The organism is Lysinibacillus sp. FSL P4-0201, from assembly GCF_038593425.1.
GTDB classification, from domain to species: domain Bacteria; phylum Bacillota; class Bacilli; order Bacillales_A; family Planococcaceae; genus Lysinibacillus; species Lysinibacillus capsici.
Genome location: NZ_CP151995.1, coordinates 3,922,024 through 3,939,066, shown reverse-complemented (window position 1 = coordinate 3,939,066; position 17,043 = coordinate 3,922,024). Strand labels below are relative to the sequence as shown.

Here is a 17,043-nt window from a genome sequence, read left to right as displayed (position 1 = left end):
TTCTTGGAGAGTTGTCCGAGTGGCCGAAGGAGCACGATTGGAAATCGTGTAGGCGGTTAACACTGTCTCAAGGGTTCAAATCCCTTACTCTCCGCCAGCACTTTGATGTGTTCCAAACGATGGCCCCTTGGTCAAGTGGTTAAGACACCGCCCTTTCACGGCGGTAACACGGGTTCGAATCCCGTAGGGGTCACCAATTCAATACCCAGATGGAGGATTAGCTCAGCTGGGAGAGCATCTGCCTTACAAGCAGAGGGTCGGCGGTTCGAGCCCGTCATCCTCCACCATTATTTTAACAATATTATAGTATTATCGCGGGGTGGAGCAGTGGTAGCTCGTCGGGCTCATAACCCGAAGGTCGTTGGTTCAAATCCAGCCCCCGCAACCAAATGGTCCCGTGGTGTAGCGGTTAACATGCCTGCCTGTCACGCAGGAGATCGCCGGTTCGATCCCGGTCGGGACCGCCATTTATTTTAAAATATGGGTCAGTAGCTCAGTTGGTAGAGCATTAGATTGAAGCTCTAAGTGTCGGCGGTTCGATTCCGTCCTGACCCATCTTATTTTTTTGCCGGTTTAGCTCAGCAGGTAGAGCAACTGACTTGTAATCAGTAGGTCGTGGGTTCGATTCCTATAGCCGGCACCAGATATTCCCGGAGGGGTAGCGAAGTGGCTAAACGCGGCGGACTGTAAATCCGCTCCTTAGGGTTCGGCGGTTCGAATCCGTCCCCCTCCACCAGTTTTATTATTTTAGGGGCATAGTTCAACGGTAGAATAGAGGTCTCCAAAACCTTTGGTGTGGGTTCGATTCCTACTGCCCCTGCCAATTAATTTTATGGCGATTGTGGCGAAGTGGTTAACGCACCGGATTGTGGTTCCGGCATTCGTGGGTTCGATTCCCATCAGTCGCCCCATCTCATATAAAATTAATAAACATCATAATACAATGGCGATTGTGGCGAAGTGGTTAACGCACCGGATTGTGGTTCCGGCATTCGTGGGTTCGATTCCCATCAGTCGCCCCATTGTTGGGGTATAGCCAAGCGGTAAGGCAACGGATTTTGATTCCGTCATGCCTAGGTTCGAATCCTAGTACCCCAGCCATTTTTGCGGAAGTAGTTCAGTGGTAGAACACCACCTTGCCAAGGTGGGGGTCGCGAGTTCGAACCTCGTCTTCCGCTCCATGTATGACGGCGGCATAGCCAAGTGGTAAGGCACGGGTCTGCAACACCCTTATCACCGGTTCAAATCCGGTTGCCGCCTCCATATTTTAACTGTTAATCGGTTTATCCGATTTTTTTTATCTCCATTATGCCGGTGTGGCGGAATTGGCAGACGCGCACGACTCAAAATCGTGTTCCTTTGGAGTGTCGGTTCGACCCCGACCACCGGTATCAATTACAACGAAGAATCCTTGATATATCAGGGGTTCTTTTTTTGTTGTAAAAAATTATAGAAAGTATATAAACATAGATAAAGGAGCGGGGGACTGAATGGGTCATATTTTTGCCTTTACAGCAGCTATATTTTGCGCTGTATTAGCAAACTAAAGTTATTTAATATAATCTACCTTCATTATGGTAACGTTAACTGATAAATTAATGTGTACTTGCCTCTTAAAAGCAGAAAATGACAAGACAGAGTTTAGTTTCTTCCTTCACTTAGAAACAAGTGGCATTAAGATATGTTTTGTATCGATGAAACATGAAAACATCAATCACAACGTATGGGTCATGCATGAAGTTGAACTAAAATTTTTGTTCTATTAATTCAAAATTTATATATATTAATTTTACTATTTATTATAAAATATTTTTACCACATTTGTATGATAGGTAGACTAATTTCTCTAAAATGGAAAGTAAAAAAGGATATATCTAAAATATTTGGTAATAACTACCCAAAAACCATTGTGGAATTATAATAAGAAAGGGAGATATTCCAATTTAAAAAAATATGCAAAAAGATATATCGTAAATTACTATTTATTAGTAAATAAGTCACCATCAATAATGAGGGAAAGAATGTGAGATTATGAAAAAAAAGAATAAAAATTTTAACAAGATAATAGCATCTACAGTTACAGCATCTGTTGTGGTAGGTAGTTTAGTGACAGTGATACCAAATGCTAACGCAGCTGCAACTAAATTCAAAGATGTACAGTCAAATGCATACTTTTATGAAGCAGTAAATAGTTTACATGCACGTAATATTATAAGTGGCTATGAAGATGGTACTTTCCGTCCAAACGAACCTTTAACTCGCGCCCATGCTGCAAAAATCATCGCACTTGCATTAGATTTAGATACAACTAATATTAAGAACCCAGGATTTAAAGATGTCTCTGAAAAGCATAGTTTCTATAAATATATTGCTGCATTAGCCGATAAAGGAATTATTGTGGGATCTGAAGGTGAATACAGACCGAATGATCCTGTGACTCGTGCACAGATGGCAAAAATTATCTCATTAGCCTATGATTTAAAATCAGAAAATTCTCAACAAAAAATAAACTTTACAGATGTGAGTCAAGATGATTGGTTTAATAATTATGTTGGGGTATTGATTGAAAATGAAATCACATCCGGAACAACCCCAACAACATTTTCGCCTAATAAAAGTGTGACTCGTGGACAACTAGCAGCGTTAATTTACCGTAGTGAAAACAAAATAACACCTGTTCCTGTTCATTTGAATGAGACGATCTCCAATATTACAGATGAGACACTGGTGACTTCTGAAGGTACATATACACTTTCAGATGATCAAAAGAAATGGATTAATCCGAGTAATCTAGCGACATTAAAAGGTGCCAACTTAAAACTAACTATAAAAGAGAATAAAATTGAACAAATACAATCTATTGAATTAACTGCAAAAGGTACACCAAGTACTGATACTAATAACCCCTATGTAAATCATGCTGTGTTTGATGGAAAAGGTGCAACTATCGATTCTACTGTCATTGTAAATAGCGATTACATCACAATGAAGAATATCACCATTAAAGGCGATTTACATGTGGGTAAAGGCGTTGAGAATTCTTTCTACTCTGAATTCTTGAAAGTGGAAGGTAAAACGACGATTGATGATACTTTGCAACTAGCAAATCAAACTAATGCATATAAATCTTTTGGAGCAAAGGTTGCATCTATGAATAACTTACCTATAGCTGCGAATGAAACTAAAGTAAGAGGAAGAGTAGTTTTCAGTGAATTTCAATTGGGTGATGTGGGTGTCGATAAAAATGCTGATGTTATTTTCCTATCGAAAACATCTGGAGCATCTACAGTGGGAGAGATTGTTGTTAATAGCAATGCAATATTAACTGCTGGAAGTTCAGTGGTGCTTCCTAAAGTATTGATTGTCCAGGGAGCTACTGACGTTGTCATTAACTCAAATGTAACTTCTTTACAAGTAACAACTACAGGTGAGGTTAAATTATCTGGTAAAAGTGACATTGTTAATCTATCTCTTATGACAAGTGCAAATGTAAATCTGCAAACAATCGGTCGAGTAAATAATCTTGAAACACTTAATAGAGAAACAAAAGTTACAATAGGAACAGAAACCAAAATTGGCAACCTTGTTATTCCAACAGGTTCAAAACCTGCTGATATAATTCAAAATTATAATTCTGTAAAAGGCAATGTCGAACGAGTTGCTGGAACAAAAAACCCAGATTTATCCGATACGTCATCTGATAACTCAGGTAGCGGGTCTATTGATACAACAGTTCCCGTAGCACCATCAGCACCAAAGGGTTTACAAGGGGTGTCTCCAACTTTAGTAGGAAATGATGGTAAGATTACAGGTTTAAATGCAAGTAAGAAATATCAATATAAACTAGTTACAGACACAAGTTGGACGAATGTACCTTTATTAGCAACAGAAATTATTGGCTTAGGTGCAGGAAACTATGAAGTACGGTATGCAGCAAGTGGGAACATACCAGCAAGTTTATCAACGACGGTATATGTTCAAAGTTCAAATCAATCACAAGCTCCTTCACACATACAATTGGTTAATTACGCGACAGCAGGCAAGGATATGATTGCTTTACCTTCATTACAAGTAGGTTCATTAATTAAAGTGTATGATGCAAGTACAAATGGAAATATCCTTGGAAGCTTTTCAGTAACAACGTCAACTGCACTTAGTATAGTAGAGATTCTAGGAGGATTTCCTCTAGGACTTGATAAAGTCTATGTAACAGTTACAGAAAACGGAAAAACAGAAAGCACAAGAGCCGAAAAAGGAGTACCAACGACTTTCCCGAATGCGCCAGCAGTTAGTGATATTACTGTTACTGACAATGCTACTGGGGCAGACAAAGTGACAGTTAAACTCCCTTCCCCAATAGGTGATTATATGATTTCTGTATACGATGTTTCAGGCAATCAATTAGAATGGGGTATACTTCCTGACGGAAATGGTGAAAAATCAATTGCGATTTCCTCTGGTTTTGCTAATGGGATGTCTGAAATTGATGTAGCGATTATAAAAGTAACAGACAATGGTACTCAATATGCAGAGAGTTTAAGAACACGAGTTAGCATCGGATCTTTAAGCCCATTAGCTGTTACGGCAGTGGACGATCCATTCAGTAACGATAAAATAAATATTACAGTTGGTGAACCTGTAGATTTAGGTAATGAGTTTGCTTTTAAAGTTTTTGATGATGCGAATGCAGCAGACGCTGGAAAGCCATCATTAAATGCTGATGTATCTTCTTGGGAAACACTTCCGCCTGATGGTAAAATTTCATCAGCTGCTGGTAAGGTAGTTGTTGTAGTAGAAAGAACGTCAGCAGGTAAAATCGCAAAAAAGATTGGACAAGTAGTTGCTAATACAATAGTAAATAACCCATTGCTAGAAACGGTTACGATAGATGGTAAAGATGGGGTCAGCTCACAAGATGGAAAAATGGAAACCATTCGCCTAAAATTTTCAGCAAATATTGATCCCACGACAGTAACTAAGGATTCATTTACAGTCCCTGGCTTTACTGTAGAATCTATAAAAGTAACAGACAAAAATGGAAGAACGCCACTGCTTAGCAATGGTAATCCTAATCCATTATATACACAAGGTGAAAACAAATATATTACAATTAGAGTGGAACCAATGGTTGGTACTCACTTCACACCAGAGGTTATTCAAAATCCAAATGAATCTATCATAGATATCAATGGAGTGAATATAGCTGGGATTCATGTGACAGCAGTTGATCAGGCTGCACCAGTTATTATTAGTTCAGGCTTCATAGATAAGGGTTCTAACGGTGTAGATGTAGGGGATCAGTTAACGATTATCTTCTCAGAGGATGTAAATCTTGGTTTGGCTAATCTAATTGATTTAGCGAATGATTTTACTTTAAGTAATCAAACAAATTCTACGTTTGCTTTTGCTAATGATGATTCCTTTGAACTTTTAGGAAATACCGTAACTGTCACGTTAGGTGCAACAACCGTATCAAAAATTGAACAAAATACAACCATCACGATGAGTGCAAATGGTAACAATATTTCTTTAAAAGACGCTGCTTTGAATAAAGCGAAGCCTCAAAAAGAATTTGTGAATGAAACAGTCTATTCTGATGCAAAAACAATAAATATAACGAATATACCATTAACAATTGTAAATCCAATTACTGCACCTAATGCAATGAAAGCACAAGGAACGAATGCAGGAACAATGAAACTGACAGGATTAACAGATGGTGTGACGTATGAATATATAATAGATAGTAATGCTACGACATCTATTAGCACAGACTGGGCAGGCGCAACATTAATACCCCTATCAGGAACAACAGAAATTGATAATATTTCGATAAATGCGGGTCAATTTGTGCATATTCGTATAGCTTCAGCAGGAGGGCAACCAGCAAATGATGTACAAGATTTAACGCAAATTGAGTTAAACGATATCAAACCTGCTGCTGCACCTGAACCTACAGTAGCGGTAGGTGTTGCTGGGTATACAAAATTATCAAATTTACAAACTCAGAAGACATATGAGTATTTTGTGGATAGTAATCCAAACGCAGCAGATGATGCAGTAGAATGGTCAAATGCTCCAACTATATTTGGTGTTACTTCTATTGAGATCCAAGCTAATACTTCGCAATATATTCATATCCGTATAAAAGCAACCGCAGAAAAGCCAGCGTCTTATATAAAAAGTGTTAAAGGTACTGGAAATGAGGGACCTTAAGTAAATCCTTAGTTGGAATGGATCACTTATCGAGGTGATCCATTTCCCTTTTTTACTAAACCTCAAATAAAATAGACTATTTTCATTAAGAAGGTAAATATCATGCTAATCCAAAGAATAAATGAAACCCAAGTTAATGAAGTATTACTGCATTTTAAAAATATTAAAGGTGACTTTTTATTTAATGACCTAAACAATGACTCGTTTGTCCTAGGCGTTTCAGTTGATAAAAATAGTGAAGTTCTCGGAGCAATATTGGCGGAATACAAAGCGTTAGATAGAATGGGCGTCGTCTACTCAGTAAATGTTAGAGATAAGTTTAAAAATAAAAACATAGAAGAAAAACTACTAAAGTTTGCCGAAAAAGAACTAAAAGCAAAAGGTGCAAATGTTTTATATACAAATGTTTTTCCTGAAACTAGTCCGAATGTAAAATACACATTAAGAAAGCAATCGTGGACTCCACCAATTTTAGACAAAACTCACTTTATGATTAATGTGAAAGATATGAGCAAAGAAAAATGGATCGAAAAAAACACATTTCCAGAAGACATCTCTGTTAAAGCGTTGAATCAAATTCATGAAGCGGAACTGGAGTCGTTACGCAATGTTGATTGGTATCCTAAGCATTTATCACCCTTAGAGGATTTTCAATTTGGTGAAGCTAGTCCACAAACGAGTTTTTGGGTTTACTACAAAGAGGAAATCATCGGGTGGATATTAAGTACAAATGTGAATAATGAACATTTATTTATTACTTCCCTCTTTATTAAAGAAGATAGAAGAAATCATTATATTTTAAGACCTTTACTGGGCGAGGTTATTAAAAATCAAATTCAACTAAATATACCGTATGCTTGTTTTGATGTAAGAAATGAAGATGAAAAGGTATTGAAATTCTTTAAGAGTTTTTTTAGATCCTATATTCATACTACAATTGAAATTCACAGTTCGTATAAAATATTAAGACCTTGATTAGAAATCAAAAATATCAATTCATTCAAGGCGAGGGATTTTAGTAAGTAAAGATAAATAAGATTCAAAAAAGATGCCACTCTATGGGATAAAAATGCCTTTATAGAGTGGCTTTTTATATAATCACTACATTTTAACGATTAGTTCATGCTCTGTTCATTTAACAATTTTAAGCTAGGAGTAATCAAAGAAATGGAGGGGTTAGTGATGAATCTTGCCTGGAAAGAAATGAAGAAGAATAAAGTACGGTTTTTAATCTTGGGCTCCATTATCTTCCTAGTTAGTTTTTTAACGTTTATTATCTCGGGTTTAGCAAATGGTCTGTCACAGGATAATGCAGCTTTAATTAAGGATTTACCGAAGGGACAATTTTATATGGCTGAGGATGCGGATGGCACGTTTAATCTTTCAAGAATCGATAGCGACCTGCAACAGAAAGTCATAAGTAAAGAAAAAGAGGCAGTAGCTTTTTCGATCCAGATGGGCTTTTTAAATGATCAGGATGATAAACAACAAAGTGTAGCATTTGTGACATCAACGGAATCTACACTTTTTAGCAATGTGCATCAAGACGAGTTGCTTTTGGATAGCTCACTACAAGATAAAGGAATACAAGTTGGAGATATATTAACGAATAATCAATACAGTGGAAAGTTCATTGTAAAAGGTTTTGTAGAGCAAAAAAAATATAGCCATGCTCCCGTTGCTTATATTAGTGAAGAGGCTTATCAGGAGATGTATCGGGTAGCTGATAAACAATTAATTTTTGTACCAAATAGTGAGCCAAATGATATTAAGGGATTGCAAGCATATAGCAATAAAGAGTTTCTCAATACTATCCCTAGTTATAATGCGGAACAATTATCTTTAAATATGATTATATGGTTCTTAGTTGTCATTAGTGGGATGTTGTTTGCTATTTTCTTCTATATGATGAATGTGCAAAAAATTGGCTTGTATGGCATTTTAAAAGCGATTGGATTAAAAACAAGTAAGCTATTTAAAATGATCTGGACACAGATGGCTATTATTACAATCTTTTCACTTGTGGTATCTGTCAGTCTTAGCCAGCTATTTAATATAGTTGCTCCTAAGGGGATGCCATTCACTTTAACAATAGGCACTACAACACAGTTATCCGTTGTATTCCTCCTCATAGGCTTTATTGGTGCGACCTTGTCAGGAATGCAAATTAAAAAAATTGAACCGTTACAAGCAATACAGCAAGGGGAGGCTTAATCATGACGTTATTTACAATTGATGAAGTACGAAAAACGTTTAAGAATGGTGAAGTCGAGGAAGAGATCTTAAAGGGCATCAATCTTTCTTTAAATGAAGGAGAGATTACAGCATTGGTAGGTGCTTCTGGCTCTGGGAAAAGTACATTATTAACGATCGCTGCAGGACTACAACCCGCAACAGATGGGCAAGTGTTATTTGAAGAGCAGAATCTTACGACGATGAAAACCGACCAGGTACGAAAATTACGTGCAAGTAAATTCGGTTTTGTTTTTCAATTTGCACATCTCGTTCCATTTTTGACAGTGGAGGAACAATTGCTATTAATGCTAGATGTAGCTGAATCTCCATTAAAAAAGAATGAACAGAAATATGAAGTCAATCGGCTATTGGAGTTAGTTGGAATGGAACATCGTAAAACTGCCTATCCTTCCTCCTTGTCAGGGGGAGAGAAGCAACGTGTAGCAATTGCACGTGCTATTATTCATCAACCGAAAGTATTGTTTGCTGATGAACCAACGGCTAGTCTAGATTCACAGCGCTCTAAAGAGATTATGTTGTTATTAAGAACATTAACAAAAACTTTAAATATAACAACATTATTAGTGACGCATGACGAAGAAATGTTGGCATATACAGATCGTATTATTAAAATGAGCGATGGTGTCGTATTATAAAATAAGCAAGGCTCCCATTAGTAGGGAGCCTTGTGAAACATTAGGTTAAACGTGCATTACGACTCACTTTACAAACCATTCTCATTAACGCTTTGTGTAAAAAAGGAAAAATAGTAAAAACAACATCCAGTGTTTTGCGCATTGGCATTGGACAAATGATAGGCTTATTTTGATGAACACCCTCTATAGCCATTTTTGCAATTCGCTGAGGTGAGATCATTTTTTGCTGCTTTAATTGTTTGGTGATAATTGATTTATCCATATGAATCGCCTTTGCATTATCGAAAATTGGTGTATCCACAAACGTTGGACATAAAGTGCTCACCTTAATCCCGAATTCCTCAGCCTCATAGTGTAGAGAGGTTGTTAGTCCTATAACAGCATGTTTGGTAGTAGCGTATGCAGTAGAAAAAGGAGAAGGTCCTAACCCTGCAGCAGAGGAGGTATTGACGATATGACCAAAACCTTGTTTTTTCATAAGTGGGTAGCCTATTTGAGTCCCATAAATGACACCCCATAAATTAATGGCCATAATTTCCTTCCAATCCTCAATAGTCATTTCACCCATCTCCCCATACATAGCGATACCAGCATTATTAAACAGGTAATCTATACGGTGAAATTCTTCAAATACATCATGAATGACAGAAGCTACATTTTTGTAATCGGTTACATTTAAATGTACAAATTTTACATGGGCGATATCCTTATTTAACTCTGCTTCTAACACACGACCCTCATGATCTTGAATATCAGCAATAATGACAAATATTTCTCGAGCAATTAATTCTTGGCAAATAGCCTTTCCTATCCCTGAAACACCGCCAGTAACAACAGCAATCTTCCTCATCTTTAGGACCTCCCGATTTTGTCTCCTTCGACTTTATAAAGTTCAATGATAGAGCTATATTGCTGTGCCACTATATCAGCACCTTTACTATTCAAATGAACACCATCTAAAGTTACATGTAGCCCTCTTTTTTGAGATAATTTATCGATACGTAAAGGACTTTTGTAAAATAAAACATCCAGTAGGACTCTTATTACATTCGTATTAATAAAGCCTGAGCACTCCAAATGTTCTAAATGCTCTTTAAAGAGATTTTGCATATTTACAAAATAAACATTGCCAGATTTCATTGAAATAGACTCCATAACAGACGTTAATTGTGTTATTTCTTTGTTAGAGGGATTTTGAAGATCTTCTCCTACTAATGCTGGAGATACTAATACAACATTTTTGGAAGCGTCATGTGCTTTCTCTAATACCTTGAGGCAGTACTCTTCGAATTCAATGTGGTCCTTCGCCACAGGCTGTGCTTGCACCTTTAATAATTTTGAATAGACGTCATTGACGCCTATCCAAAGAATAAGGAGATCATAGGAAGATTGGAGCGGCATTTTTTCCAAGCGAGTAAATAAACTTTTAATCGTCTCGCCTGGATTTCCAAGATTATCGAATGAAATATGGGGATATTGATGTTTCAAGAGATCATAAAATGAAACGCCTGGACGACCTTCTGTTAAGCTATCACCTATTAAACCTACTTTCATTTAAACCCCACCTTTTTTAATTTCTTTTAAGAAAATCGTTATTGCCTGTTGAAAGAGTGGTTCTAATGATTTCAAGTTATGAGTATTGGTCAGCTGACATAATCCACCTAGCCATGTGCCAAGTAAGACGGTCCATGTATCTACACTGCCATGAACAAATTCGTTTTGGTCGATGCCCTCTTGAAGAATTGCTCGATAAGCATTCATTGGCGTAATAGCTAAATTGTATAACTGTTGTATTGAATCAGGACTTGATTTGGGATTAGATGCCAGTTCCTGACCTGACTTTAGTAAGGGTGTTTGATACTCATAGAGGACATGCATGGCCATACCATACAATTTATCTGTGGATGTGGTGTATGAAGATTCTTGTTGCAACCATTTGTCATGCCAATTTTTCATCGATTGCTGCGCCAAAAGCACAAATAACTTTTCTTTATTTTCGAAATGATAATAAATATGTCCTTTACTATAACCAGAGGCTTTCGAAATATCACCAACAGATGTCTGATTATAGCCATGTTGAGAAAATAATTGGATGGCATGTTTGATAATCTCAATCTTTGCCTTGTCACTGTCATAGCGTCTTTTACTCAATGTTGTACTCCTTTAATGATTTGAACAATCGTTCTAATTTAATTATACATAATTTTCTAACTAATTAAATACATAAATTTTTTATTTGGAATATTGTCAAATTTCTAAAGTTGCAGGAAGGGAATTCCAATTAATTGTTGAATTATTTGTTATGCTAAAAATGAGGGGGTATATGTATGGGAAAAGTGATTGGCTTTGAATTAAATAGTCAGGAACCGGAGAAAGCGGCAGCTTTTTATAGTAAAGTGTTTGGCTGGGAGGTGGCAGCTCCAAAGTGGGATTATTGGGCAGTTATGACTGGGAATAAAGACAAAGCTGGAATTAATGGTGGCATTGGTAAAGGACCAAGCGATTTTCCGCATGGTACAAGAATTCAAATTGAAGTGGATGCAATTGACGAAGTCATTGCACAGGCAAAACACAATGGTGCTACTATTTTGCGTGACAAAATGGCGTTTGATGATTTCTATCTAGCTTATTTGGTCGATCCGACTGGAATAGGGATTGGATTAATTCAATATAAAAATAACGAATAAAGTCTCTTTTAATAGAGGCTTTTTTCATTTTAAGCATATGGGTACGTCTTTATGGGTATAGAATCGAAGGAGGAGGGATAATGTGAAGAACATATTGAAGCTAGTATGTTTGATCCTGATAACGATTGGTATATTACCGAAGGAAGTGCAGGCAGCCAGCTTTATCGATCTAACGGATGATACATTAATGACGGAAATTCATTATTTAGTAGAACAGGATATTGCGAAAGGGTATTCGAATAACTTGTTCAAGCCAAATGATTTTATTACGAAAGCACAAGTAGCTGTAATGCTAACACGTGCTTTAGGATTAAACACGATCCATGTGCAAAATCCAAACTATCAAGATATCACAACCACTCATAAATTTTATAAAGAAATTGCGGCTGTGCAAAATAAAGGTATATTTGATACTGCCCATAAATTTCATCCAGATGCACCGCTTACTAGGGGGGAAATGGCGATTGTGCTAAATAGGGCCTTTCAATTAAAAGGTTCAGATCCTTATTATTTTACAGATGTGAGTAAGCAGACACCAGGTTATAAAGAAATTTTAACACTGGCCCATAATCATTTAGTAAGGGGCTATGAGAATGGTTCGTTTAAACCTAATGACCCTGTTACACGCGCCCATTTCTCAGCGTTTTTAGCGAGAGCAATGACTCTTTCTAAACCTAACTTGCTAAGGGATCCCGCATTTGAATATACGTATGCCTATTATTCTTTAAGTGACAATAAGCGTTATACTTTAAACTATCAATATCAGCAACACGACGGTAAAAATGATGTATGGACAGTCAAAAATGTAAGTACAGGACAAACTATCTCTGATGAGCTTTTATATGGTCATGATCGTGCATACGGACAAGCCATTGCTAGTGAAGCTAACACACATTATGATTTATATATAGAACTCCCACTTAGAATAGGCGTTGTTTTACATGAAGATGATCCAGGGGTTTCAGCAGGGGAACGAGTAACTGTAAAATCTACTGATGGTACGGTACAAGCTGGTGATGTGCAATTTACGGGCGTGGTTATAGTCGAGAAAAGGTCGGAATTTAGTGATGTAGTGAAAACTTATTACTTTGTAGATGATATAGGTTTAGTTAAAGAGCTACACAATGACATAGTTGTGTTTGAATTGCTCAATAGGACAATGGAATAATGTGAAAGGAAAGCAAGCCACCGATGGACTTGCTTTCCTTATTGTTGTATAGAGATATGAAAAAAACGCTGTAGAGCTTGCAGCCATTCCTTCTCAGTGTTTGTTGTATAGGTAGTTAAGGATTGTCCTTCATAAATTCTAAATTCGTTGTTCATCATGGTATGACGGCCACCAATGGTTCGAATCATAGCAATTTTATTTTTTTGCTTGGAAAGTCGTGGTGCAAATTTTGCATCATTGGCATCGTCGTGAAAACTATAAAGCAAACGCCAACTATGTTTAGCTTGTTCCAACAGCATCCAACCATTCGCTTCATCATAATCTATTTTATATAACTCTTTACCTTCACGGTGTTGATAGCCAGCAATCAGTGGCACTGGTTTACAGGGTGCTAATGCACCGACACCTACATCCGAGATATAGTATTGTCCACTCATATTTACTAGTAATAATTGATGCATAGGAATTTCCTCTGGAGGGGTATTTTCCGCTACGTTGCGCCAAAACTGGGCATAACGATTGGTGACAGAAAAGCCAAGCTCTCGTAGAAGCCAGCTGAATAAGATATTTAATTCAAAACAATTGCCACCACGTTTATCAATAATTATTTTCTTAAATATATCAGGAATAGCGAAGGAGATACCACGATTCAAGGCAACATCTAAATTTTCATAGGGAATGGTTAATAGATGTTTAGTTTGTAGTTGTCCAAGTAGTTGAATAGATGGCTCTAACGTTCCTTGAAATTGAATATACTGTAAATAGTGCTGAATCTGTTCATTCATAAAATCGCCTCACTTCCTTATTAATAACATAACCGAAATAGTCTTAGATTACACGCATAAACTGAAGTAGGAAATGATAGAAAAATAGCTAAATAACTAGTAAGATTAATATATTAGCTACTATAAAGTGAAATATTTTACATATTAGTTAATAATATTAATGGTAAGGTAGGTATCGTATAAAGAATGAAATGGATAGAAGTGAATACATATGAGGAAATGAGTGAAGTGGCAGCTACTATTTTCTCAAAACAAATACAAGAGAAACCTGATAGTGTTTTAGGTTTAGCAACTGGTGGATCACCTGTAGGCATGTATAAAGAATTAGTGGCACGACACCAAGCTGGCCATTTATCTTTTAAGGAAGTACAAACTTTTAACTTGGATGAGTATGTTGGCATTGAGCAATCAAGTCCAGCAAGCTACTTTACATTTATGCATGAGAATTTATTTAATTTTGTGGATATACAGCCGAAAAATGTCCATTTGCCAAATGGACAGGCAGCCAATTTAGTTGAAGAATGTGCTGCATATGATAAGCGCATTGAAGAAGCAGGAGGCATTGATTTACAGCTTCTAGGAATCGGTGTAAATGGACATATTGCTTTTAATGAACCAGGCGCATCGTTTGATGCCAAGACGAATATTGTGGAGCTAACAGAGTCAACAAGAATAGAAAATGCTATTTATTTTGATGATCCATCTGAAGTACCAACACATGCCATTACAATGGGCATCCACTCCATAATGAAGGCAAAGGAAATCGTTCTCATTGCCTTTGGTGAAAAAAAGCTCGCGGCGATTGAGAAATTGAAAAGTGGTCATATTACAGAAGAATTCCCAGCAAGCCAATTATTAAACCATCCTAATGTTACAGTAATTTATGGTGGTACGAATTAGCAAAAATAAGCAAAGACTTCTTAGGATTGAAGTCTTTGCTTATTTATTTTTCCTGATAAAATAACCCCTGCTACAACGGCTAGTCCACCTATAAGCTGAAAAGAGTGCAATCTTTCACTTAGAAAAAGAACAGCGAAAATGGAGGCAAAAACAGGAATGAAATTTAAATAAATACTTGCTTTGTTCGCTCCCAGCTGTATAACACCACTGTTCCAGCAGAGAAAAGCAATGATAGAGGCAAAAATACCAACATATAAAATAGCAGCAAAGGTTGACCATTCCCAATGAATTGCTGTTGCACTAGACAGTGTTTCATAGAGAGAAAAAGGAAATAACATCATAGCCCCAAGTCCAATCGTCACTAGAAAGGTAGACTGCCCTGGTAAGCGAGTTGCATATTGTTTAATGAGTAATGAATATATGCTCCAACATAATACTGCTGCGATTACAATTAAATCCCCTTTGTTGAAAGTAAAATCGACAATCCTTGTAAAAGAGCCACCCATTATAATAAAGGCAACTCCACTCAGTGATAGAACGGTCCCTATTAACTGATATTTTGATAGTTTTTCCTTCAAAAAAATAAAGGAAAGTATGTAAATCATTATGGGCGTAGAAGAGTTCATTAAAGATGCATTAATGGACGTTGTGTAATGTAATCCAATGTAAACAAGTGTGTTAAATGCTGTAACACCTGTTAATGAAAGAATGATGACAATAAACCAATGTCTTTTCAGTAACCGCCATTCACGTTTTAATTGGTGAAATGCAATGGGAAAAAAGATAATAAATGCGACGCACCAGCGTAAAAAGGCAAGTGTTAGGGGAGGAATATCTTCACTAACGGCACGTCCAATAACAAAATTACCACCCCATAAAAGAGTTGCGAGTACTAATAATATATATGGTGGAATTTTCAAGATGCTTTAACCCCTTTATTAATTGAATAGTAAAGTTAATTATAGGCAGTCAGTATAGCAATAATCAATGCCTCTGAAGTTTTGCTATGCTAAAATAAGGACAACAAGAGGAGGAATAACTGTGAAAAGTACCGTACCATGTTTACAAAAGGGAGATTTAGTCGGTGTTGTTGCACTTTCAAGTCTTGTAGAGCCTGAAAAACTAGGAGAAGCAGTAGCTTTTTTGGACGAATTGGGTCTTCGCTATATTCTGGGTGATACGATTCATGCAAAACATGAATATTTGGCAGGAAGTGATGAAATCAGACTAGCTGATTTTCATGAGATGGTAAAAAACCCAGAAGTGAAAGCAATCTTTTGTGTAAAGGGAGGCTATGGCTCTGCCAGAATTGCTGATAAAATTGATTATGCTTTAATAGAAGAAAATCCTAAGATTTTCTGGGGCTTTTCTGATGTTACATATTTACATTGTGCGATTAATGAGTATGCCAATATGGTGACATTTCATGGGCCAATGTTGATGTCAGCTAATAAGATGGATGATTTATCAAAAAAAATGTTTTTACAGCTATTTTCCCCTATGGAAATTCAGTATACAGAGGCAATTTCTCCGCTAACAACGATTGCTGGGGGCATCACACGTGGTGAAATGATCGGAGGAAATCTCTATCGTCTTGTCAGCACACTAGGTACCAAATTTGAAGTAAGAACTGAAGGTAGGATTTTATTAATAGAGGATGTAAATGAAACAATACCAGTTATTGACTCAATGCTTCAGCATTTAAAACAAGCAAGGAAATTTGAGCAATTAGCAGGAGTCGTCATTGGTTCATTTACACAGACAGGATCTGATGAAGAAGCACTTCATTCGTTAATGAAGGAGTATTTTACAGATTTAGGAATACCAGTCGTGGCAGGTTTTAAGTTCGGACATGAAACAACGAATATAGCCATTCCATTAGGAACAGAGGCAATTTTAGACGCACAGGAAAAGGTGTTGAAAATATTACCAGGTGTGCATGTATGATAGGGAGAGAGGAAATATGGATATTGAAAAAGTACTGTATGAAGCTGCGGTTGCACTAGCAGAAAAAAGATATCCCACTGGATGGGGAGGAGCTGCAGCCTTATATACCGCGGATGGGCAAATTTTAACAAGTGTCGCACCCGAGGTAATGAATGCTGCTACTGAATTATGTATGGAAACAGGTGCTATTTTAGAGGCACATAAATTGAATACAAAAGTAACGCATTCGATTTGTGTTGCTAGGGAAGATGAAACATCTAAATTTGTAGTGCTGACACCCTGTGGAGTCTGTCAGGAAAGACTTTTTTATTGGGGAGAAAATGTAAAGGCAGCGATTACGAATGCAGATGGAGAATTGGTATTTAAATCATTAAAGGAAATTCAACCTTATCATTGGTATAAGGCATATGAACAATAAAGTAAAAGACATTACAAAAAATGTAATGTCT

14 protein-coding genes and 15 tRNA genes are annotated in these 17,043 nt (G+C 36.9%); 24 read left to right on the top strand and 5 right to left on the bottom strand.

Annotated elements, in window-relative coordinates; genetic code table 11:
* Nucleotides 1-5 precede the first annotated feature (5 nt).
* The 19 genes from MKY76_RS19920 to MKY76_RS19830 all read left to right on the top strand — a co-directional run bounded on the left by MKY76_RS19920 (nucleotide 6) and on the right by MKY76_RS19830 (nucleotide 9,107).
* Nucleotides 6-97, top strand: a tRNA-Ser gene (locus MKY76_RS19920).
* 24 nt (nucleotides 98-121) lie between these two features.
* Nucleotides 122-196 (top strand) — tRNA-Glu (locus tag MKY76_RS19915).
* A gap of 15 nt (nucleotides 197-211) precedes the next feature.
* Nucleotides 212-287 (top strand) — tRNA-Val (locus MKY76_RS19910).
* A 26-nt stretch (nucleotides 288-313) separates the two neighbouring features.
* Nucleotides 314-388, top strand: a tRNA-Met gene (locus tag MKY76_RS19905).
* 3 nt (nucleotides 389-391) lie between these two features.
* Nucleotides 392-467: transfer RNA gene (locus tag MKY76_RS19900), tRNA-Asp, on the top strand.
* A gap of 15 nt (nucleotides 468-482) precedes the next feature.
* Nucleotides 483-555, top strand: a tRNA-Phe gene (locus MKY76_RS19895).
* A 12-nt stretch (nucleotides 556-567) separates the two neighbouring features.
* Nucleotides 568-643 (top strand) — tRNA-Thr (locus MKY76_RS19890).
* A 9-nt stretch (nucleotides 644-652) separates the two neighbouring features.
* Nucleotides 653-736, top strand: a tRNA-Tyr gene (locus tag MKY76_RS19885).
* Between the two features lie 13 nt (nucleotides 737-749).
* Nucleotides 750-823: transfer RNA gene (locus MKY76_RS19880), tRNA-Trp, on the top strand.
* Nucleotides 824-835: 12 nt separating this feature from the next.
* Nucleotides 836-911 (top strand) — tRNA-His (locus MKY76_RS19875).
* Nucleotides 912-946: 35 nt separating this feature from the next.
* Nucleotides 947-1,022: transfer RNA gene (locus MKY76_RS19870), tRNA-His, on the top strand.
* Between the two features lie 4 nt (nucleotides 1,023-1,026).
* A tRNA-Gln gene (locus MKY76_RS19865) sits at nucleotides 1,027-1,101 on the top strand.
* A gap of 5 nt (nucleotides 1,102-1,106) precedes the next feature.
* Nucleotides 1,107-1,181: transfer RNA gene (locus MKY76_RS19860), tRNA-Gly, on the top strand.
* 8 nt (nucleotides 1,182-1,189) lie between these two features.
* A tRNA-Cys gene (locus MKY76_RS19855) sits at nucleotides 1,190-1,263 on the top strand.
* 47 nt (nucleotides 1,264-1,310) lie between these two features.
* A tRNA-Leu gene (locus MKY76_RS19850) sits at nucleotides 1,311-1,391 on the top strand.
* Between the two features lie 640 nt (nucleotides 1,392-2,031).
* On the top strand, nucleotides 2,032-6,216 hold the full coding sequence (locus tag MKY76_RS19845; protein ID WP_342557068.1) for an S-layer homology domain-containing protein: 4,185 nt from the start codon (nucleotides 2,032-2,034) through the stop codon (nucleotides 6,214-6,216).
* A 102-nt stretch (nucleotides 6,217-6,318) separates the two neighbouring features.
* The gene (locus MKY76_RS19840; protein WP_342557067.1) at nucleotides 6,319-7,191 is read left to right on the top strand and encodes a GNAT family N-acetyltransferase; all 873 of its coding nucleotides are present in this window, start codon (nucleotides 6,319-6,321) and stop codon (nucleotides 7,189-7,191) included.
* Between the two features lie 207 nt (nucleotides 7,192-7,398).
* A complete protein-coding gene (locus MKY76_RS19835; RefSeq protein WP_103119109.1) occupies nucleotides 7,399-8,430 on the top strand; it encodes an ABC transporter permease in 1,032 nt (343 codons plus the stop codon).
* 2 nt (nucleotides 8,431-8,432) lie between these two features.
* Nucleotides 8,433-9,107, top strand: a complete 675-nt coding sequence (locus tag MKY76_RS19830) for an ABC transporter ATP-binding protein (protein WP_048391842.1) — start codon at nucleotides 8,433-8,435, stop codon at nucleotides 9,105-9,107.
* A 40-nt stretch (nucleotides 9,108-9,147) separates the two neighbouring features.
* Here the strand turns inward: MKY76_RS19830 and MKY76_RS19825 are convergent, their stop codons facing one another.
* From MKY76_RS19825 to MKY76_RS19815, 3 genes are read right to left on the bottom strand one after another with little or no spacing between them, the layout of a single operon-like run.
* Nucleotides 9,148-9,957 (bottom strand): SDR family oxidoreductase, encoded by an 810-nt coding sequence (locus MKY76_RS19825; protein WP_103118824.1) that lies wholly within the window; start codon nucleotides 9,955-9,957, stop codon nucleotides 9,148-9,150.
* Nucleotides 9,958-9,959: 2 nt separating this feature from the next.
* Entirely contained in the window at nucleotides 9,960-10,661 is a 702-nt protein-coding gene (locus tag MKY76_RS19820; RefSeq protein ID WP_103118823.1) for an SGNH/GDSL hydrolase family protein, read from the bottom strand.
* Entirely contained in the window at nucleotides 10,662-11,258 is a 597-nt protein-coding gene (locus MKY76_RS19815; protein WP_103118822.1) for a TetR/AcrR family transcriptional regulator, read from the bottom strand.
* Nucleotides 11,259-11,434: 176 nt separating this feature from the next.
* Between MKY76_RS19815 and MKY76_RS19810 the strand changes: the two genes are divergently transcribed.
* Together MKY76_RS19810 and MKY76_RS19805 are read left to right on the top strand one after the other, a co-directional pair.
* Nucleotides 11,435-11,794, top strand: a complete 360-nt coding sequence (locus tag MKY76_RS19810; RefSeq protein ID WP_313870513.1) for a VOC family protein — start codon at nucleotides 11,435-11,437, stop codon at nucleotides 11,792-11,794.
* 82 nt (nucleotides 11,795-11,876) lie between these two features.
* The gene (locus MKY76_RS19805; RefSeq protein WP_342557066.1) at nucleotides 11,877-12,962 is read left to right on the top strand and encodes an S-layer homology domain-containing protein; all 1,086 of its coding nucleotides are present in this window, start codon (nucleotides 11,877-11,879) and stop codon (nucleotides 12,960-12,962) included.
* Between the two features lie 38 nt (nucleotides 12,963-13,000).
* Here the strand turns inward: MKY76_RS19805 and MKY76_RS19800 are convergent, their stop codons facing one another.
* On the bottom strand, nucleotides 13,001-13,747 hold the full coding sequence (locus MKY76_RS19800) for an arylamine N-acetyltransferase (RefSeq protein WP_054548670.1): 747 nt from the start codon (nucleotides 13,745-13,747) through the stop codon (nucleotides 13,001-13,003).
* Between the two features lie 186 nt (nucleotides 13,748-13,933).
* Between MKY76_RS19800 and nagB the strand changes: the two genes are divergently transcribed.
* Entirely contained in the window at nucleotides 13,934-14,647 is a 714-nt protein-coding gene (gene nagB / locus MKY76_RS19795; protein ID WP_342557065.1) for a glucosamine-6-phosphate deaminase, read from the top strand.
* Between the two features lie 20 nt (nucleotides 14,648-14,667).
* Here nagB and MKY76_RS19790 read toward each other — a convergent pair whose 3' ends face one another.
* Entirely contained in the window at nucleotides 14,668-15,567 is a 900-nt protein-coding gene (locus MKY76_RS19790; RefSeq protein ID WP_112116653.1) for a DMT family transporter, read from the bottom strand.
* A 121-nt stretch (nucleotides 15,568-15,688) separates the two neighbouring features.
* Between MKY76_RS19790 and MKY76_RS19785 the strand changes: the two genes are divergently transcribed.
* Both MKY76_RS19785 and MKY76_RS19780 read left to right on the top strand, forming a co-directional pair.
* On the top strand, nucleotides 15,689-16,594 hold the full coding sequence (locus tag MKY76_RS19785; RefSeq protein WP_313870509.1) for an LD-carboxypeptidase: 906 nt from the start codon (nucleotides 15,689-15,691) through the stop codon (nucleotides 16,592-16,594).
* A 16-nt stretch (nucleotides 16,595-16,610) separates the two neighbouring features.
* The gene (locus MKY76_RS19780) at nucleotides 16,611-17,012 is read left to right on the top strand and encodes a cytidine deaminase (protein ID WP_048391850.1); all 402 of its coding nucleotides are present in this window, start codon (nucleotides 16,611-16,613) and stop codon (nucleotides 17,010-17,012) included.
* Nucleotides 17,013-17,043 lie beyond the last annotated feature (31 nt).

Coding starts and splice junctions, on each gene's coding strand:
- MKY76_RS19845 (WP_342557068.1), top strand. CDS start 2,032: ATGAAAAAAAAGAATAAAAATTTTAACAAGATAATAGCATCTACAGTT.
- MKY76_RS19840 (WP_342557067.1), top strand. CDS start 6,319: ATGCTAATCCAAAGAATAAATGAAACCCAAGTTAATGAAGTATTACTG.
- MKY76_RS19835 (WP_103119109.1), top strand. CDS start 7,399: ATGAATCTTGCCTGGAAAGAAATGAAGAAGAATAAAGTACGGTTTTTA.
- MKY76_RS19830 (WP_048391842.1), top strand. CDS start 8,433: ATGACGTTATTTACAATTGATGAAGTACGAAAAACGTTTAAGAATGGT.
- MKY76_RS19825 (WP_103118824.1), bottom strand. CDS start 9,957: ATGAGGAAGATTGCTGTTGTTACTGGCGGTGTTTCAGGGATAGGAAAG.
- MKY76_RS19820 (WP_103118823.1), bottom strand. CDS start 10,661: ATGAAAGTAGGTTTAATAGGTGATAGCTTAACAGAAGGTCGTCCAGGC.
- MKY76_RS19810 (WP_313870513.1), top strand. CDS start 11,435: ATGGGAAAAGTGATTGGCTTTGAATTAAATAGTCAGGAACCGGAGAAA.
- MKY76_RS19800 (WP_054548670.1), bottom strand. CDS start 13,747: ATGAATGAACAGATTCAGCACTATTTACAGTATATTCAATTTCAAGGA.
- nagB (WP_342557065.1), top strand. CDS start 13,934: ATGAAATGGATAGAAGTGAATACATATGAGGAAATGAGTGAAGTGGCA.
- MKY76_RS19780 (WP_048391850.1), top strand. CDS start 16,611: ATGGATATTGAAAAAGTACTGTATGAAGCTGCGGTTGCACTAGCAGAA.